We start from the raw sequence: 19230 nt of genomic DNA on the forward strand, positions 1-19230 counted from the left end.
AGAAATTCAGTCTGAAATGAAATTGGCTTATTAAAGGTCAATTTCTTTTTTATGTTTTCAAACCATACAAAAAAATTGAGGCGGAAAATCATCTGATTTCCCCCTCAATTTTTATAAGGAAAGTATAAAATTTTCACATGAATGAATCGCTTTACAGCGGGTATATTCATGCCCGATTTCACGAAAATGCTTTTTTATAGGTCTAGATATTTTGTTAAGTAATCGGCCATACCGTCTTCACTATTTGGCTTTTCCGTGATATCATCCGCGACAGATTTTAATTGATCTGTCCCGTTTACCATGGAAACACCCCAGCCGGCAAATTTTAACATGTCCACATCGTTGTGTTCATCGCCAAATGCTAAGATATCTTCTTGCTGCACGTTAAGACTATTAATCACCCGTTTAAGTCCATGAGCTTTTTGAATCCCTTTAGCTACGACTTCCAACATCGGATTTGGACCGCCCCAAGTATTGACTTCAACTTCATGTCCAAATTGCTGTTTTAATTCCTCGGAAACACTGCCGACATTTTCAGGTTGGCTGCGTAATAGAACAGACGTTGGATTTGTTCGTAAAGTATTAATCGTTAACAAATTATCATTTGTTGCAAAATCACTGGCGAAGAAATGCTGATCGAAGAAATTTAAATCATCGATAAAGAAGGTCTCGCGGTTTTCAGCGGCGATGAAATCTAGCTTCAAGTTTTTCTTTTCCGACATTACATCGAAAACAATCTTCCGATTAACAGAAGTTTCCTGTTCATCTGCCCATTTCTTCCCAGGAAGATGAACAAGGGCGCCGTTAAAATTAATCATCGGCGTAGTTAATTGTAATTGCTGATAAAAGTTTTTACTCATGCGGTAAGGACGTCCGGTAGCGATCACAACTGAGTGACCATCTTCAATCGCTCGGCGCAGAGTTTTTGCTGTCTTATCAGTAATTATAGAATCTTGATTTAGGGTTGTACCATCTAAATCAATCGCTATCAATTTTTTCATAAAAAAACTCCTACTTTGTATTTATTATTTATTTTTCTGAGAAAGGCAGAGCGAATTCTCAGTACATAATACCCATCTGGCAATCTTGCTTAAGCAAGAAAAAAGCAGCATTCCGATTTTGCTTTAGTCTAGCACATCCATTAGAAAACGCAACCGTAGCGCCTAAATAATCAGAAAATATTAGAAAATTATCAAAGTCCCTGAGGGCAGAAAAAAGTCTTTTTCCGGTGATTCTGCTATAGTATAGGCATAGAAAATGTAGAGAAAGGGGATTAAAAAAGATGGCAATCAATTGGCGACGAAATCTTTTGATTTCATGGATCGGTTGTTTTTTTACTGGTGCCAGTTTCAGTTTGGTTATGCCCTTTTTACCAGTCTACATTGAACAACTGGGAACACCGAAAAGTCAAGTCGAGTTGTTTTCTGGATTGGCGATCTCGGTAACAGCCTTTGCGGCGGCAATTGTTTCTCCGATTTGGGGAAATCTGGCGGATCGGAAAGGGCGGCGCTTAATGATGATTCGTGCGGCAGCTGGAATGACTCTCACAATGGGCTCGCTGGCTTTTGTGCCGAATGTTTATTGGTTACTGATTATGCGTTTTATGACCGGTGTCTTATCTGGTTATGCCCCTAACGCGACAGCGATGATCGCTTCTCAGGTCCCGCGTCAAAGAAGTGGCTGGGCATTGGGAACACTTGCGACAGGCGGAGTTGCTGGAAATTTAATTGGTCCTTTGATTGGCGGAATGTTGGCGCAATGGTTCGGATTACGGAATGTCTTCATTATTACCGGAGTTATTTTGCTGATTTGTACCTTCTTGACGGTTTTTATGGTGAAAGAAAATTTCCAACCTATCGAAAAGGAAGATGTCATCAGTATGGCGGAATTGCGCAAACGAATTAATTATATGCCGATTCTGATTGGCCTATTTATCAGTTCCCTGATTTTGCAGGTCGGAGCTACTAGCATTAGTCCGATCTTGACGCTGTATATTCGGGACCTGAGCGGCTCCAGCAGTAACGCTTTAGTTATCAGTGGGTTTATTGTTTCAATCGCTGGCGTTTCAGCAATTGCTTCTTCACCAACGTTGGGTAAAGTCGGAGATAAAATCGGGAATCACAAAGTTTTGTTGGCAGGTCTAGTCTTATCTTTACTTTGCTTTATTCCAATGGCTTTTGTTAAAACACCTTTCCAACTTGGTGTTTTACGTTTCTTCCTAGGATTTTCAACCGGCGCGTTGATGCCTTCAATCAATACTCTTATCAGCAAAATCAGCCCACCAGAAGGAGTTAGTCGTATTTTCAGCTACAATCAAATGTTTAACAATTTTGGTCAGGTCATCGGGCCAATGCTAGGCTCGACTGTAGCCCATGCGATGGGCTATCCAGCAGTATTCCTAGTCACCAGCGCATGTGTTTTTGGGAATATTATTTTAAGTGTTTTTAATTTTCGTAAACTGTTAGTGACCAAGACAAAGATTTAAGGTAGTTGAAGAATAGGATAGTGAGCGGGATTATCAGTTTGGATAATCCCGTTTTTCTTAGGGAACTAGTGATTAATTACTAAGAAAATCTTAAAAATGGAAAATGACTATTTTGTTTGATTAAGAAGAATTGTTTACTGATAAGACGCTATCTATTACTTTTATACTTTATTTAAGTTAAAAATTATAGATATTTTGGACTGTATGGCTAGTAAGATTGCGACATCATTTAATTGAAGAAAGCAAAGCTAATGAAAAATGTATGGAGGGATGAAAGTGTTAGAAAAACAGGGAGGGGTACCCATGTCGAATGAAGAAACTATTTTGCGAGAACTGAAGCAGTGCTATTACTCTGAAGGCGAAGAGCTAACGTATAAAAAGGATAAGTTTCTAATGGAAATGCTTGTTGCGAGGATTGCTGGTTTATTTGATGAAAAGGATCCGATTTTTTGGGCTGGTCATGAAAAGAGCATCAATATCTGGGTAGCAACGCCTGTCAAAAGTCCTACTACTTCAAGATTATGGGAACTGTTTGGTCCTAGTGATGCGAAGTTTATTTTTTTGACAGCTGAAAAGGCCGTTTATATCAATGTGGTACGTCTTTTGGAGGAAGAAAATTGGCTCTGCTATGAGGTCAAGGAGATTCATTCGATTTTATGTGGATATTATTGGACGAAGAAAGAAGATGAAGTTAACCGCAGAGCTGTTCGAATTGTAACAGAGGAGCATAGTGAGTTTCATCCTTCAGTAACTATTTCAAATACTAGTTATAATGAGCTTGTGGATAAAATCAGCAGTGGCTCTATGAGTCCGATTAAAGAAAAGGTAATTATTTTGGAAGATACAGACAGTATCAAAAAATACCATGCCGCCTCGATTCGTAGAAAAAGTAGTCAAACTGAGGGGAATCAAATTTATTTTGTATAAAAGGCTGTTCGTTTGAGACAGTCTTTTTAGTTGGTTAAAGATGGATAATAGCTTGTCACAGCACTGCCAAAGGTGTTAGGCTTAGGCAGGAAGTCAAGATTTATTTAAAAGCCATTCGACTTTTACCGTTAATGAGTGTTTGGGTGGGGCAGGTTTCTTCAAGCTTTGTAAAGAACTTAGTTTTTTCAGAGCGCCAAGCGTTGTTTGCCGGTAAATATGATAGCTTTCTTTGATGGCGAGGCGGCGAAAAAAACGAATTATAAAGGGAGTTTTTATGTCTTACAAACGTGTTAAAATGGTGGGCGCTAATTGTCCAACTTGTCAACGAAAGCTAGAAATTTTGCTGAAGGATGATTCACAGGAAGCATTATGTATTTGCTTTCGCTGCCGCGGAATTTATGCCTTCGATGGTCAAGAGCTGCATAAGCTTTCTAATAGAAAACAGGCAACAAATCAGGAAAAAGCAGCTTTGGCCGGACTTGTTCATGCCTTACCGGAAAAGCATCTCTATATAGGAAAGGGAAGTCAGTTACGTCAAAAGGACTTTGGCTATCAACGAAGCTGGTTGAGCCTAGCCGAGTATGAACGGCAATTCGGCGAGGCTTTAGGTTTCAATCAATGTGATTTACGAAAAAATCTGACAAGCTGTAAATGGTGTGGTCAACGTTTGCCGAAGGGACGGCGTTCATTTTGCAAGGATAGCTGCTCTCGCAATTATTCAAAAACCACTTTTACGAAACGCCATATGGCGAGCCTGCCTTATCGAATTGCGTGCCGTGATCAGTTCTTCTGTCAAATAAGTAGGGCAGATCTGGCTCAATACAATCATCATGGCATACGCCTTCCCGTGAGTAACGGTGAAATGGCCATCCATCATTTAATTTACGTTTCACAAAACGGAACCGACTATGAGCAGAATCTATTGACTGTTTCTGCCGAGGTGCATCGAGCCTGTCATTCCGGAGACACTGAAATAGTAGCGCTTGTTGATAAAATTCGTGATCAACGGTTGGGAAAATTCGGCGAGAAAATGCAGTTTGATTCTTCAGAAAAACATAGTCGCGAAAACGAATAGCGGTTTAAATCCTGCGAACAATTACTAGTTCGGAGATATCGTTTTATTTATAATTGAATCCTTTTCTCTGCTTTTTGTTTACACCATCTAAGAGTAGAGGAAAGGATTTTTTGTTTTAGCTATATAACGAAGTAGTTACATAAAGAATTAAGGAGGATTAATTTACGGTATTAGAGATGTTGGGAAAAATAATCACAGTATTTTATGCTTTCAGTATGATCGTATTTATAATTTTGAGTGAGAATTTCAATAAATCAAAGACAAGAAAATATAAGAATGATGAAAGATGAAAACTTGTTAAAAATAAGGCTAATACAGTAATATTATAGTACTATCTCATTAAATATCACACTGTTATATTCGATAAATATTTTTGTACCAAAACAGTATTTATCGAACTTGTCATTCAAGAATTTTATAACTATTGCACTTTACATTGTGTTGTTTAGATATGCGGTGGAATGCTTGGCATTGAAACATTTTGATAGAGTAATATAAAAGGATTTTTAAAATAAGAAAAAATCGTATGCAATTTTTCGAAACTATCATTTAAGGTGGAAATTAGATAAATAATCTTCAATCGTTTCCAACTAGGAAAAAAACAAAAAACCAGTTACAATATAGTAACTGGTTTTGTCTATGCTTTGGCTTTTTTTGGTGAAACAAAACGCGCCGCAACAAGTGCGATAACTCCAACAATTAGAGAAATAATCGTAGATAATTCAAAGTTATAAGAAGCACTTTGCAAGGCACCGCCTAGGTAACAAACGGCTTGTCCAATTGCGAAAGCCCAAAATAATGTAACTAGATATTTCATCAAGAGCACCTCTTTTCGCAAATATATCTAGGTTCAGTTTAGCATTTTTTTTGAAAATGTAAAGAAAAGGCCTATGAAAATAAGCGGAAAATCTAAATAGAAAACAGGTAATTTTTGTTGAGTTTTAGCGCCAAAAATTTCGTGCTATACTTATTAGTTGATTCATCGACAAAAATAATTACGTTAAATAGGAGGAAATCATGCAAATACCACAACTTTATACGAAAACTTCCTATTCATTATTGAAAAGTACGTTAACGATAGAAGAATATGTCTTAGCAGCCAAGAAACGCGGGTACTCTGCGATTGCGATTACGGATGAGAATGTTTTATACGGCGCGGTCGAGTTTTTTAATGCTTGCAAAAAGTATCAAATGACTGGAATCATTGGCTTGGAATTGGATTTCACATTTGAAGAGTCAATTGAAAAAATCGTGTTCTATGGGAAAAATGTTGCTGGATATCAGGAGTTAATGCGTCTATCCAGCACACGGATGATGTCTGAAAAGCCGCTGAGCTTAGCTGATTATAATATTGATGCGAAAAATCTAATCAGCGTTTTACCAGTAGATAACTTGTATGATCCAAGTGAAGCAGTCTTCTCACAGATCGCTGACCTTATTAACGGGGAATTTTATCTAGGGATTTCATCAAAAACAAAGACCTCCGAATTGTCAGAAAGCTGGCCGAAAATAGCACTTCACGAGGTGGCATGTTTGGAAACGGAACAAGCCTTCGCGATAAAAATTATGGGACACATTCAAAACGGTACTCAGCTTCCTCGGGAGGAATTAACGAATCAATTAGGCGATAATTATCTGATGGAGATGGGGAAACTAATCGCTGGTTTTGAAGATAAACAAGCTTTGGCCAATGCACAGCATTTAGCAGAGGTTTGTCAATTTGACTTGCCTTTGCATCAGAAATTGCTGCCACATTATCCAGTACCGAATCAGCAGACAGCGGATGCTTATTTGCAGGAGCTTTGCTGGCAGAAATTACCTGAACGAATCGGTGAGGTGACAGAGGAATACCGCCAACGGCTGACTCGTGAATTAGGAATCATCCATAACATGGGCTTTGATGATTACTTCCTGATCGTCTGGGATGTGATGGATTATGTGCATCGCAGCAAGATCGTCTCTGGCGCTGGACGGGGTTCAGCGGCAGGCTCGCTAGTGGCCTATGTGTTAAGTATTACCGATGTTGATCCGATCAAATACAATCTTTTGTTTGAGCGTTTCTTAAATCCTGAACGAAACAGCATGCCCGATATCGATCTGGATATTCCTGACAATCGTCGTAACCAAGTTCTTCATTATGTTCACGAAAAATATGGACACTTCCATGTTTCTCAGATTGCAACCTTTGGAACGATGGCAGCAAAAATGGTATTGCGGGATGTCGGTCGAGTATTCGGGTTATCTCAAAGTGAAGCTAATCGCTGGTCAAAAGCTATACCAAATCAGTTGAAAATTACTTTACGAGAGGCTTATAACAAATCTGAACCACTAAAGCGATTAGTCGCTCATGATGAACGAAGTAAATTACTGTTCCAAACAGCATTGACTTTAGAGGGCTTGCCACGGCATGTCTCCACTCATGCTGGCGGAGTAGTGATCAGTGATGTGAACTTAATCAGTGTTGTACCGCTGCAAAATGGCTCGGAGGATATTTTGTTAACCCAGTTTACGATGTCTGATGTGGAAGCTATCGGACTATTGAAGATGGATTTCCTAGGACTGCGGAATCTTTCCATTATTGATAATGCTCAGCAAAATATTCGCCGCGTGTATCATGAAGAGCTGGATTTGAAAAATGTACCTTTAGATGATCCAGAAACGCTTGCCTTGTTCCAGCGAGGCGAGACCAGTGGCGTGTTCCAATTTGAATCGGCGGGTATTCGTAAAGTTCTAAGAAATCTGCATCCAACATCCTTTGAAGATATCGTAGCGGTGAATGCCTTGTATCGCCCAGGTCCGATGCAAATTATTGATCAGTTTATTGCTCGAAAAAATGGCAAGGAGCAAGTGACTTTTCCTGATGTCTCGGTGCAGGAAATCTTGGCACCGACTTACGGCTTTATTGTTTATCAGGAACAAATTATGCAGGTGGCCGCTCAAATGGCTGGCTTTAGCTTAGGCGAAGCCGATATCCTACGCCGCGCTGTCAGTAAAAAGAAAAAAGACTTATTAGATGAAGAAAGGCGTCATTTTGTTGGTGGTGCGATCGGTCGCGGACACAGTCAGAAGAGTGCCGAAGAGGTGTATGACTACATCGAACGTTTTGCCAATTATGGGTTTAACCGATCCCACTCGGTAGCTTACAGCTTTGTTGGTTATCAAATGGCCTATATGAAGGTTCATTATCCCGGAGCATTTTACACTGCGTTGATGCAGTCAGTCCGGAATGATCCAAAGAAATTGCGGGAATATATTGCCGAAGCTAATCGAGCAGGTGTGAAATTATTAGCTCCGGATATTAATCGTAGCAGCTACAGTTTTACTTTGGTAGAAAAAGACCTGATCCGTTTTGGATTAGACGCCATTAAGGGTATGCGTCGTGATTTTGTCAGTGATATTTTGACCACCCGCAAAGAGGAAGGACCTTTCAAGTCCTTGGATCAATTCCTGTTGCGAATCGAAACTCGTTGGCTGAAAAATGAGTATATCGCACCGTTGATTTTCATTGGTGCTTTTGATGAGTTGCATCCCAACCGTCGTGAATTGGCCGATGGATTGGAGGGGAAAATTCAAAATGTACAATATAGCGGCGGCAGCATCTCCTTACTAGATGTGATGAGTTTGAAGGAAAGGCCGTCTGAGGATTATACGTTGGCAGAGCGTTTGAATTATGAAGAACAGTATCTGGGTCTTTATGTTTCAGGTCATCCAACTGAAAACTTTCCTAAACTGCTGAAGCAAAAGGATTTACAACCGATTTCTGAACTAACTGTCGGCAGTCACGGGAAAATTCTCTTCTATTTAAAAGATATTCGTGAGATTCGAACGAAGAAGGGTGAACAGATGGCCTTCTTAACAGGCAATGATCAAAGCGGCGAAATTTCCTTAACGGTTTTTCCGCAAACCTATCGACGTTTACGCAAAGAGCTTGAGTTAGAAAAAGTCTATCTCGTCCAAGGTAAAGTGGAGCGCAGTAAGTATGATCAGGCGATCCAATTATTAGTGGAAGAAATGACTCTTGCGCAAGTAGCAGAAGAGGACATCAGTGATAAAACTTTGTATTTGCGTGTGCAGGCAGAACAGGATTCTCCTGAAATTCAGCAGGGAATTGCCGAAAGACTTCAACTGTCACCTGGAAAAGTTCCAGTTGTGATCTTCTATGAAAAAAATCGACGGAAGATTGTGCTGGATAAAAAGTTTTGGGTGGGGGTTAATGACACTCTCATAAATGCTTTACGTGACATATTAGGGGAACAAAGCGTCGTAATAAGATGATTTCTTGTAACTTTCAAAAACTTTTTGCAAAATACCGCTTTTTCCCGTGGACATCCCAAGACTTTTGGGATGTTTTTTGGTAGAATGTACCATGAATTAAACGATGTATGTTTTTTTGAGAATACTTATGAGGTGAGAAAATGAAACGCATTGGAATTTTAACAAGTGGAGGAGACGCTCCCGGAATGAACGCTGCCGTTCGCGCGGTCGTTCGTAAAGCGATTTTTGAAGGCATGGAAGTTTATGGCATCAATTATGGTTTTGCTGGTCTAGTTGCTGGTGATATTCGTCGTTTGGATGTTGCTGACGTCGGCGACAAGATTCAACGAGGCGGAACTTTCTTATATTCAGCTCGTTACCCAGAATTTGCTACTGAAGAAGGGCAATTAAAAGGGATCGAACAATTGAAAAAATTCGGTATTGAAGGATTAGTTGTCATCGGTGGTGACGGTTCTTATCATGGTGCATTAGCCTTGACGAAACATGGCTACCCTGCTGTTGGTATCCCAGGCACAATCGATAATGATATCCCTGGAACAGATTTCACTGTTGGGTTTGATACAGCGATCAACACTGTCTTGGAATCTGTTGACCGCATTCGTGATACAGCGACTTCACACGTACGTACTTTCGTCATCGAAGTAATGGGACGTAACGCAGGCGATATCGCTTTATGGTCTGGTGTTGCCGGTGGTGCGGACGAAATCGTTATTCCGGAACATGACTTTGATATGGAACGTATCGCTAAGAAAATCCAAGCAGGCCGTGACCGCGGGAAGAAACATTGCTTGATCATTTTGGCTGAAGGTGTCATGGGCGGAAATGAATTTGCTGAAAAATTAGCTGAATACGGCGACTTCCATACACGCGTGAGTGTGTTGGGTCACGTGGTTCGTGGTGGCTCACCAAGTGCCCGCGACCGTGTATTAGCCAGCAAATTTGGTTCATATGCCGTTGATTTATTGTTAGAAGGTAAAGGCGGATTATGTATCGGTATCGAAGAAAATGAAGTGATTGCTTCTGATATCGTAGAAACGTTGGAAAACAACAAGCACAAACCAGATTTGTCATTGTACGAATTAAATCATCAAATCTCATTTTAAACTCGTTAATAATAGTGTAGAGCTATATATTATAAACAATCAAGAAACAAGAATGGAGCGTATTACGTAATGAAAAAAACGAAGATCGTTAGTACATTAGGACCAGCAAGTAACTCAGTTGAAACAATCTCAGAATTAATTGAAGCTGGTGCTAACGTGTTCCGTTTCAACTTCTCACACGGAGATCACGAAGAACAACTTACACGTATGAACATGGTTCGTGAAGCAGTGAAAAAGACTGGTAAAGATGTTGGTATTCTTTTAGATACAAAAGGTGCGGAAATCCGTACAACTGTTCAAGATACAACTGATGCAGACTACGGCCGTGCTGGCTATATTGAATTTAACGTAGGCGATAAAACACGTATCTCAATGGACCCAGAACATAAAGGGACGAAAGAAAAAATCGCTGTTACTTACCCAGGCTTATTCGACGATGCACATATCGGCGGACATATCTTATTCGATGATGGCTTAATCGACATGGAAATCATTGATAAAGACGAAGCAAACCGCGAATTGATCATGCTAGTTAAAAATGCTGGTATGCTAGGTTCTCGTAAAGGTGTAAATGCTCCTGGTATTTCAATCAACTTACCTGGTATCACTGAAAAAGATGCAGACGATATTCGTTTCGGTCTAGATAACGACATTAACTTCATCGCTGCAAGTTTTGTACGTAAAGCACAAGACGTTCTTGATATTCGTGAAATCCTTGAAGAAAAAAATATGACACACGTGCATATCTTCCCTAAAATTGAATCACAAGAAGGAATCGATAACATCGACGAAATCATCAAAGTTTCTGATGGTATCATGATCGCTCGTGGAGACATGGGTGTTGAAATCGCTCCTGAATTAGTACCTATGGTTCAAAAACGTATCATCAAAAAATGTAACTACGCTGGTAAACCAGTTATCACAGCGACTCAAATGTTAGAATCAATGCAAGAAAACCCACGTCCAACACGTGCGGAAGCATCTGACGTTGCCAACGCTGTATTTGACGGAACTGATGCTACAATGCTTTCTGGTGAATCTGCAAATGGTAAATACCCAGTTGAAGCTGTTGGCACAATGGCTCGTATCGATATGGAAGCTGAATCTGCATTGTCAGAACTAGGATCATTCCAAATCAACGAATTCGACAAATCAAACGTAACAGAAACAATTGGTCTTTCAGTAGCTCGCGCTGCGAAAAACTTAGGTGTTAAAACAATCGTTGCTGCGACTGAATCAGGTCACACTGCACGTATGATTTCTAAATACCGTCCAGATGCTGACATCTTGGCAGTAACTTTTGACGAACATACAAAACGCAGCTTGATGGTTAACTGGGGCGTATACCCAACAGTTGCTGAAAAACCAACAACAACAGACGATATGTTCGATTTAGCTGCTCAAAAAGCTGTTGACTTAGGTTTTGCTAAAGAAGGCGACTTGATCTTGATTACTGCTGGTGTTCCAGTTGGTGAACGTGGAACAACAAACGTAATGAAAGTTCAAATGATCGGTTCTAAATTATTACAAGCTCAAGGTATCGGTGAATCAACAGTTGTTGCTCATGCAGTTGTTGCTAAAAACGCTGAAGAAGCAATCAAAAAAGCTAAAGACGGTATGGTTTTAGTTGTTCCAACAACTGACAAAGATTACATGCCTGCAATTGAAAAAGCTTCTGCTTTGATCGTTGAAGATGGTGGATTGACTTCACACGCTGCAGTTGTCGGTATCGCTCAAGATATCCCAGTAGTAGTTGGTGCAGATAGCGCGACTTCCACAGTTGTTGATGGTGAATTAGTCACTGTTGATCCTCGTCGTGGAATCGTGTACCGTGGACAAACAACAGCGATCTAAACACTAGATAGTTGTTCCAACAAGAAATATCGGGACTGCGGCATTCATGCCACAGTCCTTTTCTATGAAAGATACAGGGGATCAGACTTGATTATTTTTTTGTGATGGACGTATGTTATCTAGCTCAGTAAAGTAGATAGAATTTTTCTAACCACGCTAAAGTGTGAAGAATAACTGGCGAAGCTGACCGAGTTCGTACAGCCTTTCTTGATATCCAGCTTTCTGAGCTAGCTTTTAAGGGTGTCTGGCTTCCCGAACTAGATTTTTCAACAATAAGCGAAAATCATTCGAAATCTGAAAAGCGCCAAGTAGGTACCAATCAACATCGGTTCTCTACGCTCACCGTGTTTCTTGGCAATTTAGAATGATTATAGTCTTATTGCTCAAAATCTGACCGAGTTCGTACAGCCTTTCGGGGTGTCAAGAAAATTTCATTGACAAAGGTTTTTTCCACCTGTATAATATCGATTGTTGCTTAGAGGTGATGAATAATGAAATGGTCGATTGGCGAATTGCGCCGCTATAAAGAAGAAGCACTAAATTTTTCAGAAACGATCGATGTGAATGACGCATTGACAGCCCGTGATAATGAAGTCTTAGCAGTGACTCCGGTTACTGTGGAAGGAATCTTATCTGTCGGAAAAAATGAATATATTTTACATTATCGGTTGAAAACTATTGTAACTGTTCCTTCAGCCCGCTCGTTGGAACCAGTTGATCTGCCACTTGATCTGTCAGTGGACGAAGTATTCATGACACGGGAGCAATGGTCTTCTATGGAAGAAGAACGAGACGAAGAGATCCTTGTCCTAGACAATGATACGATCGACTTAACCAATTCTATCGAAGATAACATTTTATTAGCGATTCCGCTGCAGGTGTTTACTGAAGAAGAACTGAAATCTTCTGACATGCCAAAAGGCAATGATTGGGAAGTTATCAGTGAAGAAGCGTACTTGCAGAAGAAAGAGGAATCGGCTGAAACAATTGATCCTCGTCTTGCGAAATTATCTGAGTTATTCAATGAATCAGAAGATGACAAGTAAGATTGGAATAAAATGTATCAGTAAATGATACTTCATTTTATAAGGAGGTGTAACACCCAATGGCAGTACCAGCTAGAAAAACATCAAAAGCTAAAAAGAACAAACGTCGTACTCACTACAAATTGACCATTAAAGGATTAAACGAATGTCCTAACTGTGGCGAAATGAAGAAGAGCCATCACGTATGTGCCAACTGTGGCTACTATGATGGAAAAGATGTTATGTCTAAAGAAGCATAAGCACTTTTTAATAGAGAAAGTCAAAACCTCAAGACTAACCATGGAGTCTTGAGGTTTTTTTCTTGGAATTAGGCGAGATAACAATTTGTCATATTTGCGAAAAATCTATCGTTTTTATAAGGATTGGCAGGTTTTATCAAGGCTTTTTAGATTAAAAACACTATTCATTTTCCATTCTCACTTTCTTAGGATATAATGAGAATCGTATTGAGTATTATAGGATGCTAACTCTACTTGGTGTAAATACATAATCAGTAGAAGATTGCATGTGGTGAGAAGCCACCTTATTTTTCCTATAGAAAAATCTGCACATCAATTCGAACTAGGAGGATAATTATGTCAAAACAACAATTCGGCGTCGTAGGTATGGCCGTAATGGGGAAAAATCTAGCATTGAATATCGAAAGTCGCGGGTACTCAGTGGCTTTGTATAATCGTACTGGATCAAAAACCGAAGCGGTAGTAGAAGAACATCCTGATCGCAACTTAAAAGCGACATTTTCAATCGAGGAATTTGTTGCTTCAATCGAAACTCCGCGTCGTATCTTACTAATGGTTCAAGCAGGTCCAGCGACTGACGCAACAATTCAATCACTATTACCGCATTTAGATAAAGGCGATATTCTGATCGATGGAGGAAATACCTTCTTCAAAGACACGATTCGTCGTAACGAAGAATTAGCGAACTCAGGCATCAACTTCATTGGTACTGGTGTTTCTGGTGGTGAAAAAGGCGCATTAGAAGGCCCTTCAATGATGCCAGGCGGACAAAAAGAAGCCTATGACTTAGTCGCTCCAATCTTTGAACAAATCGCTGCAAAAGCAGAAGACGGCGAACCATGTGTCACTTATATCGGCGCAAATGGTGCTGGTCACTACGTAAAAATGGTACATAACGGTATCGAATACGGGGACATGCAGTTAATCGCTGAATCATATGATTTGATGCAAAACCTACTTGGTTTGTCTGTAGAAGAAATGGCTGATGTTTTCTCAGAATGGAATAAAGGGGAATTAGACAGCTATTTAATCGAAATCACTGCGGATATCTTGACTCGTAAAGATGACGAAGGTACGGATAAGGCGATCGTTGATGTAATCAAAGATGCAGCTGGTAATAAAGGAACAGGAAAATGGACTTCTCAAAGCGCATTGGACTTAGGTGTGCCGCTTCCATTAATTACTGAATCCGTCTTCGCACGTTTCATTTCTGCGTATAAAGAAGAACGTGTGGCTGCCAGCAAAGTTTTATCAGGACCGGCACCTTATAAATATGACGGCGACAAACAAGAATTGATCGAAAAAATCCGTGAAGCATTGTACTTCAGCAAAATCATGAGCTATGCACAAGGGTTCTCTGAGTTACGTGCCGCTTCCAAAGAATTTGGTTGGGATTTACCATTTGGCGACATCGCGAAAATTTGGCGCGCTGGCTGTATCATCCGTGCACGCTTCTTACAAAAGATCACGGATGCCTATGAGAAGGATGCCGATTTGGCAAACTTGATGTTAGATGATTACTTCAAGGAAATTACTGACAAGTACCAACAAGCGGTTCGCGAAGTTGTTGCGATTGCTGTTCAAGCGGGGGTTCCTGTACCAACCTTCTCATCTGCTATCACTTACTATGATTCTTACCGTGCTGAACGTTTACCGGCGAACTTGATCCAAGCTCAACGCGATTATTTTGGCGCACATACCTATGAACGCCTTGATAAAGAAGGGATTTATCACTATAGCTGGTACCACGAAGAATAGCAGAAGTTATTTATAACTTTTACGCGAACTAACTATAGCTTTTTGACAGTTTTAGCCCTATAATGATAAAGGTTTAATGAAATTCAACTTGGAAAGGAACTAAAAAAATGAGTAATATTCTGATCATTGAAGATGAGAAAAATCTAGCTCGTTTTGTCGAACTAGAATTGAAGCACGAAGGCTATGATACAGAAGTTCATTATAATGGTAGAACAGGACTTGAAGCCGCATTAGAAAGTGACTGGGACGCTATTTTACTTGATTTGATGCTGCCTGAATTGAACGGCTTAGAAGTTTGCCGCCGTGTTCGACAAGTAAAAAATACACCAATCATCATGATGACAGCCCGTGACTCTGTGATCGACCGTGTTTCGGGTTTAGATCATGGTGCCGATGACTATATCGTCAAACCATTTGCGATTGAAGAATTGCTAGCACGTTTACGTGCTTTGCTTCGTCGAATCGATATTGAAGGCGATAAGAATGTTGCTAAACAAACGACGATTACTTATCGTGACCTAACGATCGAAAAAGAAAACCGTGTCGTGCGTCGCGGAAATGAAATCATTGAATTAACTAAACGTGAATACGAATTACTATTGACGCTTATGGAAAATGTCAATGTTGTACTTGCCCGTGATGTTTTGCTTAACAAGGTTTGGGGCTACGAAACAGAAGTAGAAACAAACGTGGTGGATGTGTATATTCGTTATCTGCGTAATAAGATTGATGTACCAGGAGAAGACAGCTATATTCAAACTGTCCGCGGTACTGGTTACGTTATGCGCTCATGAGAAAATTTATCAAGAAACAACGAGAACTGAAAGGGCCCTCACTCACCATCAAGTGGGCCTTTACAAGTTCTTTCTTTATATTCGTGGTATTTACGATCTTCGCTGTGATCACCTATAAGTCTTCGGTCAATCTGATCGTAACGAAAGAAAGAAACAACGTTGAACGCACAATCTCTGAAGTCACTTCCCGTTTAGCGAATGCGGATGAGGAGTTAACGTTGGTAAATACCTATCGAACGCTAACCGAATCGGGTGCACGGGATAATGCCATGTATGATCAAAACATGACCTTAGAGGGCAATATGATGCGGATTGACGAATTTATCTCAGAATTAGGCCAACGTCAATTATCGTTAGATATCTATAATTTAGACAAAAAGCTAATTTTTAAAACACAAAAAAACTATCAACCCTTAGTTCAGACAAAACGCAAAGAACCGACAATCGTGACTGTAGATGAAAAGAACGGGTTCTTATCAGTAGAACCAATCTATTCAAAAAAAACACGTGAGAAAATCGGGTATGCACAAGTCTTTTATGAGTTATCCGATTTTTACGAGATGCGCAGTAAGTTATTGTTGACATTGATTGTACTAGAAATTGTTTCGCTGCTTCTGAGCAGCTTCTTAGGCTTCTTATTGTCTTCGTACTTCCTGAAACCTGTGAAGATTCTGCGAGATACGATGGAAATCATCAGACAAGACCCACAGGCAGAAGTTCACGTACCTGAGATTACTACAAATGACGAGCTATCTGATTTAGCCGTCATCTTTAACGATGTGATTGATCGTATTCGGATGTATATTGAGCAGCAGGAGCAATTTGTGGAAGATGTTTCTCATGAGTTAAGGACACCAGTTGCAGTGATTGAGGGACATCTGAATATGTTGAATCGTTGGGGGAAAGACGATCCAGAGATTTTGGACGAGTCGATTCAGGCTAGTCTACAGGAACTTGTTCGGATGAAGAGCCTGGTACAAGAAATGCTCGATTTGTCTAGGGCCGAACAAGTAGATGTGTATTACGGGAATGAGACTTCTAAAGCCAAAGAAGTTACAAATCAAGTATTTAACAACTTTAAACTGCTTTACCCTGAGTTTACCTTCACCCTTGATGATGATTTAGATAGTGAAAGAATTTTGAAGATTTATCGTAATCATTTGGAGCAGATTCTAATTATTGTTTTAGATAACGCTGTGAAGTATTCAACTGATCGTAAAGAGGTTCATATATCAGTTTCATCAACCTTAAATAAGTTTGAGATTGCGATTCAGGACTTTGGTGAGGGGATACCAGACGAAGACATTGATAAAGTGTTTAATCGTTTTTATCGCGTCGACAAAGCTCGTGCTCGAACAAAAGGCGGAAATGGACTGGGTCTATCAATCGCTCACAAACTTTTAGAAAGTTATAAAGGGAGTATTAGTGTCGAAAGCTCTGTCGGCAAGGGTACCATCTTTAGAATTTTTATCCCAATGGTAGAAGAGAAAACAGCTGAGTAGAACTTAGCTGTTTTTTTATGCGAAAGTTCAAAAAAGTTTTAGGTGAAGATAGCGTTATTTTTGTTTTAAAATCGAACGTTATTTTAGAGTTTTAAATGAACGTTCGAAAAATTAAAAAGATTGAAAAAAACTACAAAAAATAGTTGCATTACTGCTTGAAGATTGCTATATTATTAAATGTTCCCACGAGAACAAAACATCTTGAAAAAAATTAAAAATAATTGTTGACGGATGAATAATCTTGTGGTATTTTTATAAAGTCGCTTGAACGAAACGCGCAGCAAACTTGTTTTTTTATCAAAAAGTTTTTAAATAAAAGTTGTTGACTTTTGAATGAAAACCTGATATGATATAAAAGTTGCTGAAACAAAGCGACGAACAATGTAGACCTTTGAAAACTGAACGAATAAAACAAACCAAATGTGTAGGGCGCTTCTATTATATAGAAGCAAACAACATAGCAAGCAATATGCTAGCAAGTCAATTAATACAATTGAGCTTAACAGTCGCAAGACTGTTTCAAACACTTTTTATGAGAGTTTGATCCTGGCTCAGGACGAACGCTGGCGGCGTGCCTAATACATGCAAGTCGAACGCTTTTTCTTTCACCGGAGCTTGCTCCACCGAAAGAAAAGGAGTGGCGAACGGGTGAGTAACACGTGGGTAACCTGCCCATCAGAAGGGGATAACACTTGGAAACAGGTGCTAATACCGTATAACAATCGAAACCGCATGGTTTCGGTTTGAAAGGCGCTTTTGCGTCACTGATGGATGGACCCGCGGTGCATTAGCTAGTTGGTGAGGTAACGGCTCACCAAGGCAACGATGCATAGCCGACCTGAGAGGGTGATCGGCCACATTGGGACTGAGACACGGCCCAAACTCCTACGGGAGGCAGCAGTAGGGAATCTTCGGCAATGGACGCAAGTCTGACCGAGCAACGCCGCGTGAGTGAAGAAGGTTTTCGGATCGTAAAACTCTGTTGTTAGAGAAGAACAAGGATGAGAGTAGAATGTTCATCCCTTGACGGTATCTAACCAGAAAGCCACGGCTAACTACGTGCCAGCAGCCGCGGTAATACGTAGGTGGCAAGCGTTGTCCGGATTTATTGGGCGTAAAGCGAGCGCAGGCGGTTTCTTAAGTCTGATGTGAAAGCCCCCGGCTCAACCGGGGAGGGTCATTGGAAACTGGGAAACTTGAGTGCAGAAGAGGAGAGTGGAATTCCATGTGTAGCGGTGAAATGCGTAGATATATGGAGGAACACCAGTGGCGAAGGCGGCTCTCTGGTCTGTAACTGACGCTGAGGCTCGAAAGCGTGGGGAGCAAACAGGATTAGATACCCTGGTAGTCCACGCCGTAAACGATGAGTGCTAAGTGTTGGAGGGTTTCCGCCCTTCAGTGCTGCAGCTAACGCATTAAGCACTCCGCCTGGGGAGTACGACCGCAAGGTTGAAACTCAAAGGAATTGACGGGGGCCCGCACAAGCGGTGGAGCATGTGGTTTAATTCGAAGCAACGCGAAGAACCTTACCAGGTCTTGACATCCTTTGACCACTCTAGAGATAGAGCTTCCCCTTCGGGGGCAAAGTGACAGGTGGTGCATGGTTGTCGTCAGCTCGTGTCGTGAGATGTTGGGTTAAGTCCCGCAACGAGCGCAACCCTTATTGTTAGTTGCCATCATTTAGTTGGGCACTCTAGCGAGACTGCCGGTGACAAACCGGAGGAAGGTGGGGATGACGTCAAATCATCATGCCCCTTATGACCTGGGCTACACACGTGCTACAATGGGAAGTACAACGAGTCGCGAAGTCGCGAGGCTAAGCTAATCTCTTAAAGCTTCTCTCAGTTCGGATTGTAGGCTGCAACTCGCCTACATGAAGCCGGAATCGCTAGTAATCGCGGATCAGCACGCCGCGGTGAATACGTTCCCGGGCCTTGTACACACCGCCCGTCACACCACGAGAGTTTGTAACACCCGAAGTCGGTGAGGTAACCTTTTGGAGCCAGCCGCCTAAGGTGGGATAGATGATTGGGGTGAAGTCGTAACAAGGTAGCCGTATCGGAAGGTGCGGCTGGATCACCTCCTTTCTAAGGAAATAGTTCATCGAAGATGAACGTTACGGAAACTACACAGGAATGTTTTATTCGTTCAGTTTTGAGAGGTTTACTCTCA

Annotated in this window: 13 protein-coding genes and 1 rRNA gene; 12 read left to right on the top strand and 2 right to left on the bottom strand. The window is 40.7% G+C overall.

The features are described 5' to 3' along the window. Positions 1–194 precede the first annotated feature (194 nt). Complete coding sequence (locus AUF14_RS04895) at positions 195–1001, bottom strand: Cof-type HAD-IIB family hydrolase (protein ID WP_016182166.1); 807 nt, start codon at positions 999–1001, stop codon at positions 195–197. A gap of 281 nt (positions 1002–1282) precedes the next feature. Between AUF14_RS04895 and AUF14_RS04900 the strand changes: the two genes are divergently transcribed. From AUF14_RS04900 to AUF14_RS04910, 3 genes are all read left to right on the top strand, one after another. Beyond that, positions 1283–2485, top strand: coding sequence for a multidrug efflux MFS transporter (locus tag AUF14_RS04900; RefSeq protein ID WP_016182167.1), 1203 nt, complete (start codon positions 1283–1285; stop codon positions 2483–2485). Positions 2486–2788: 303 nt separating this feature from the next. Further along, positions 2789–3412, top strand: coding sequence for a hypothetical protein (locus tag AUF14_RS04905; protein ID WP_227132409.1), 624 nt, complete (start codon positions 2789–2791; stop codon positions 3410–3412). A 274-nt stretch (positions 3413–3686) separates the two neighbouring features. Next, positions 3687–4487, top strand: coding sequence for a zf-TFIIB domain-containing protein (locus AUF14_RS04910; protein WP_016182169.1), 801 nt, complete (start codon positions 3687–3689; stop codon positions 4485–4487). 637 nt (positions 4488–5124) lie between these two features. On the opposite strand, the gene AUF14_RS04915 is transcribed toward AUF14_RS04910, so the two are convergent. After that, positions 5125–5304 carry a YjzD family protein gene (locus tag AUF14_RS04915; RefSeq protein WP_016182170.1) on the bottom strand — a complete coding sequence of 60 codons (180 nt, stop codon included), beginning with the start codon at positions 5302–5304 and terminating at the stop codon, positions 5125–5127. 200 nt (positions 5305–5504) lie between these two features. Between AUF14_RS04915 and AUF14_RS04920 the strand changes: the two genes are divergently transcribed. From AUF14_RS04920 to AUF14_RS04960, 9 genes are all read left to right on the top strand, one after another. Next, positions 5505–8762 (top strand): DNA polymerase III subunit alpha, encoded by a 3258-nt coding sequence (locus AUF14_RS04920; RefSeq protein WP_016182171.1) that lies wholly within the window; start codon positions 5505–5507, stop codon positions 8760–8762. Positions 8763–8902: 140 nt separating this feature from the next. Beyond that, positions 8903–9865: a 6-phosphofructokinase gene (gene pfkA, locus AUF14_RS04925; protein ID WP_016182172.1), complete on the top strand. Its 963-nt coding sequence runs from the start codon at positions 8903–8905 to the stop codon at positions 9863–9865. Between the two features lie 69 nt (positions 9866–9934). Next, a complete protein-coding gene (gene pyk / locus AUF14_RS04930; protein ID WP_016182173.1) occupies positions 9935–11719 on the top strand; it encodes a pyruvate kinase in 1785 nt (594 codons plus the stop codon). A 491-nt stretch (positions 11720–12210) separates the two neighbouring features. Next, the gene (locus AUF14_RS04935) at positions 12211–12765 is read left to right on the top strand and encodes a YceD family protein (protein ID WP_016182174.1); all 555 of its coding nucleotides are present in this window, start codon (positions 12211–12213) and stop codon (positions 12763–12765) included. A gap of 59 nt (positions 12766–12824) precedes the next feature. Further along, the gene (gene rpmF / locus AUF14_RS04940; RefSeq protein WP_010740070.1) at positions 12825–13004 is read left to right on the top strand and encodes a 50S ribosomal protein L32; all 180 of its coding nucleotides are present in this window, start codon (positions 12825–12827) and stop codon (positions 13002–13004) included. 336 nt (positions 13005–13340) lie between these two features. Further along, complete coding sequence (gene gndA, locus AUF14_RS04945) at positions 13341–14762, top strand: NADP-dependent phosphogluconate dehydrogenase (protein ID WP_016182175.1); 1422 nt, start codon at positions 13341–13343, stop codon at positions 14760–14762. A 107-nt stretch (positions 14763–14869) separates the two neighbouring features. After that, entirely contained in the window at positions 14870–15556 is a 687-nt protein-coding gene (locus AUF14_RS04950; RefSeq protein WP_010740068.1) for a response regulator transcription factor, read from the top strand. Further along, positions 15553–17058 (top strand): HAMP domain-containing sensor histidine kinase, encoded by a 1506-nt coding sequence (locus tag AUF14_RS04955; RefSeq protein WP_016182176.1) that lies wholly within the window; start codon positions 15553–15555, stop codon positions 17056–17058. The genes AUF14_RS04950 and AUF14_RS04955 overlap by 4 nt, the downstream gene beginning before the upstream one ends. A gap of 528 nt (positions 17059–17586) precedes the next feature. Continuing rightward, a 16S ribosomal RNA gene (locus AUF14_RS04960) occupies positions 17587–19145 on the top strand. Positions 19146–19230: the final 85 nt, after the last annotated feature.

Origin of the sequence: Enterococcus avium (assembly GCF_002891025.1) — a bacterium.
In the GTDB taxonomy this organism is placed as follows: Bacteria; Bacillota; Bacilli; order Lactobacillales; family Enterococcaceae; genus Enterococcus_A; species Enterococcus_A avium.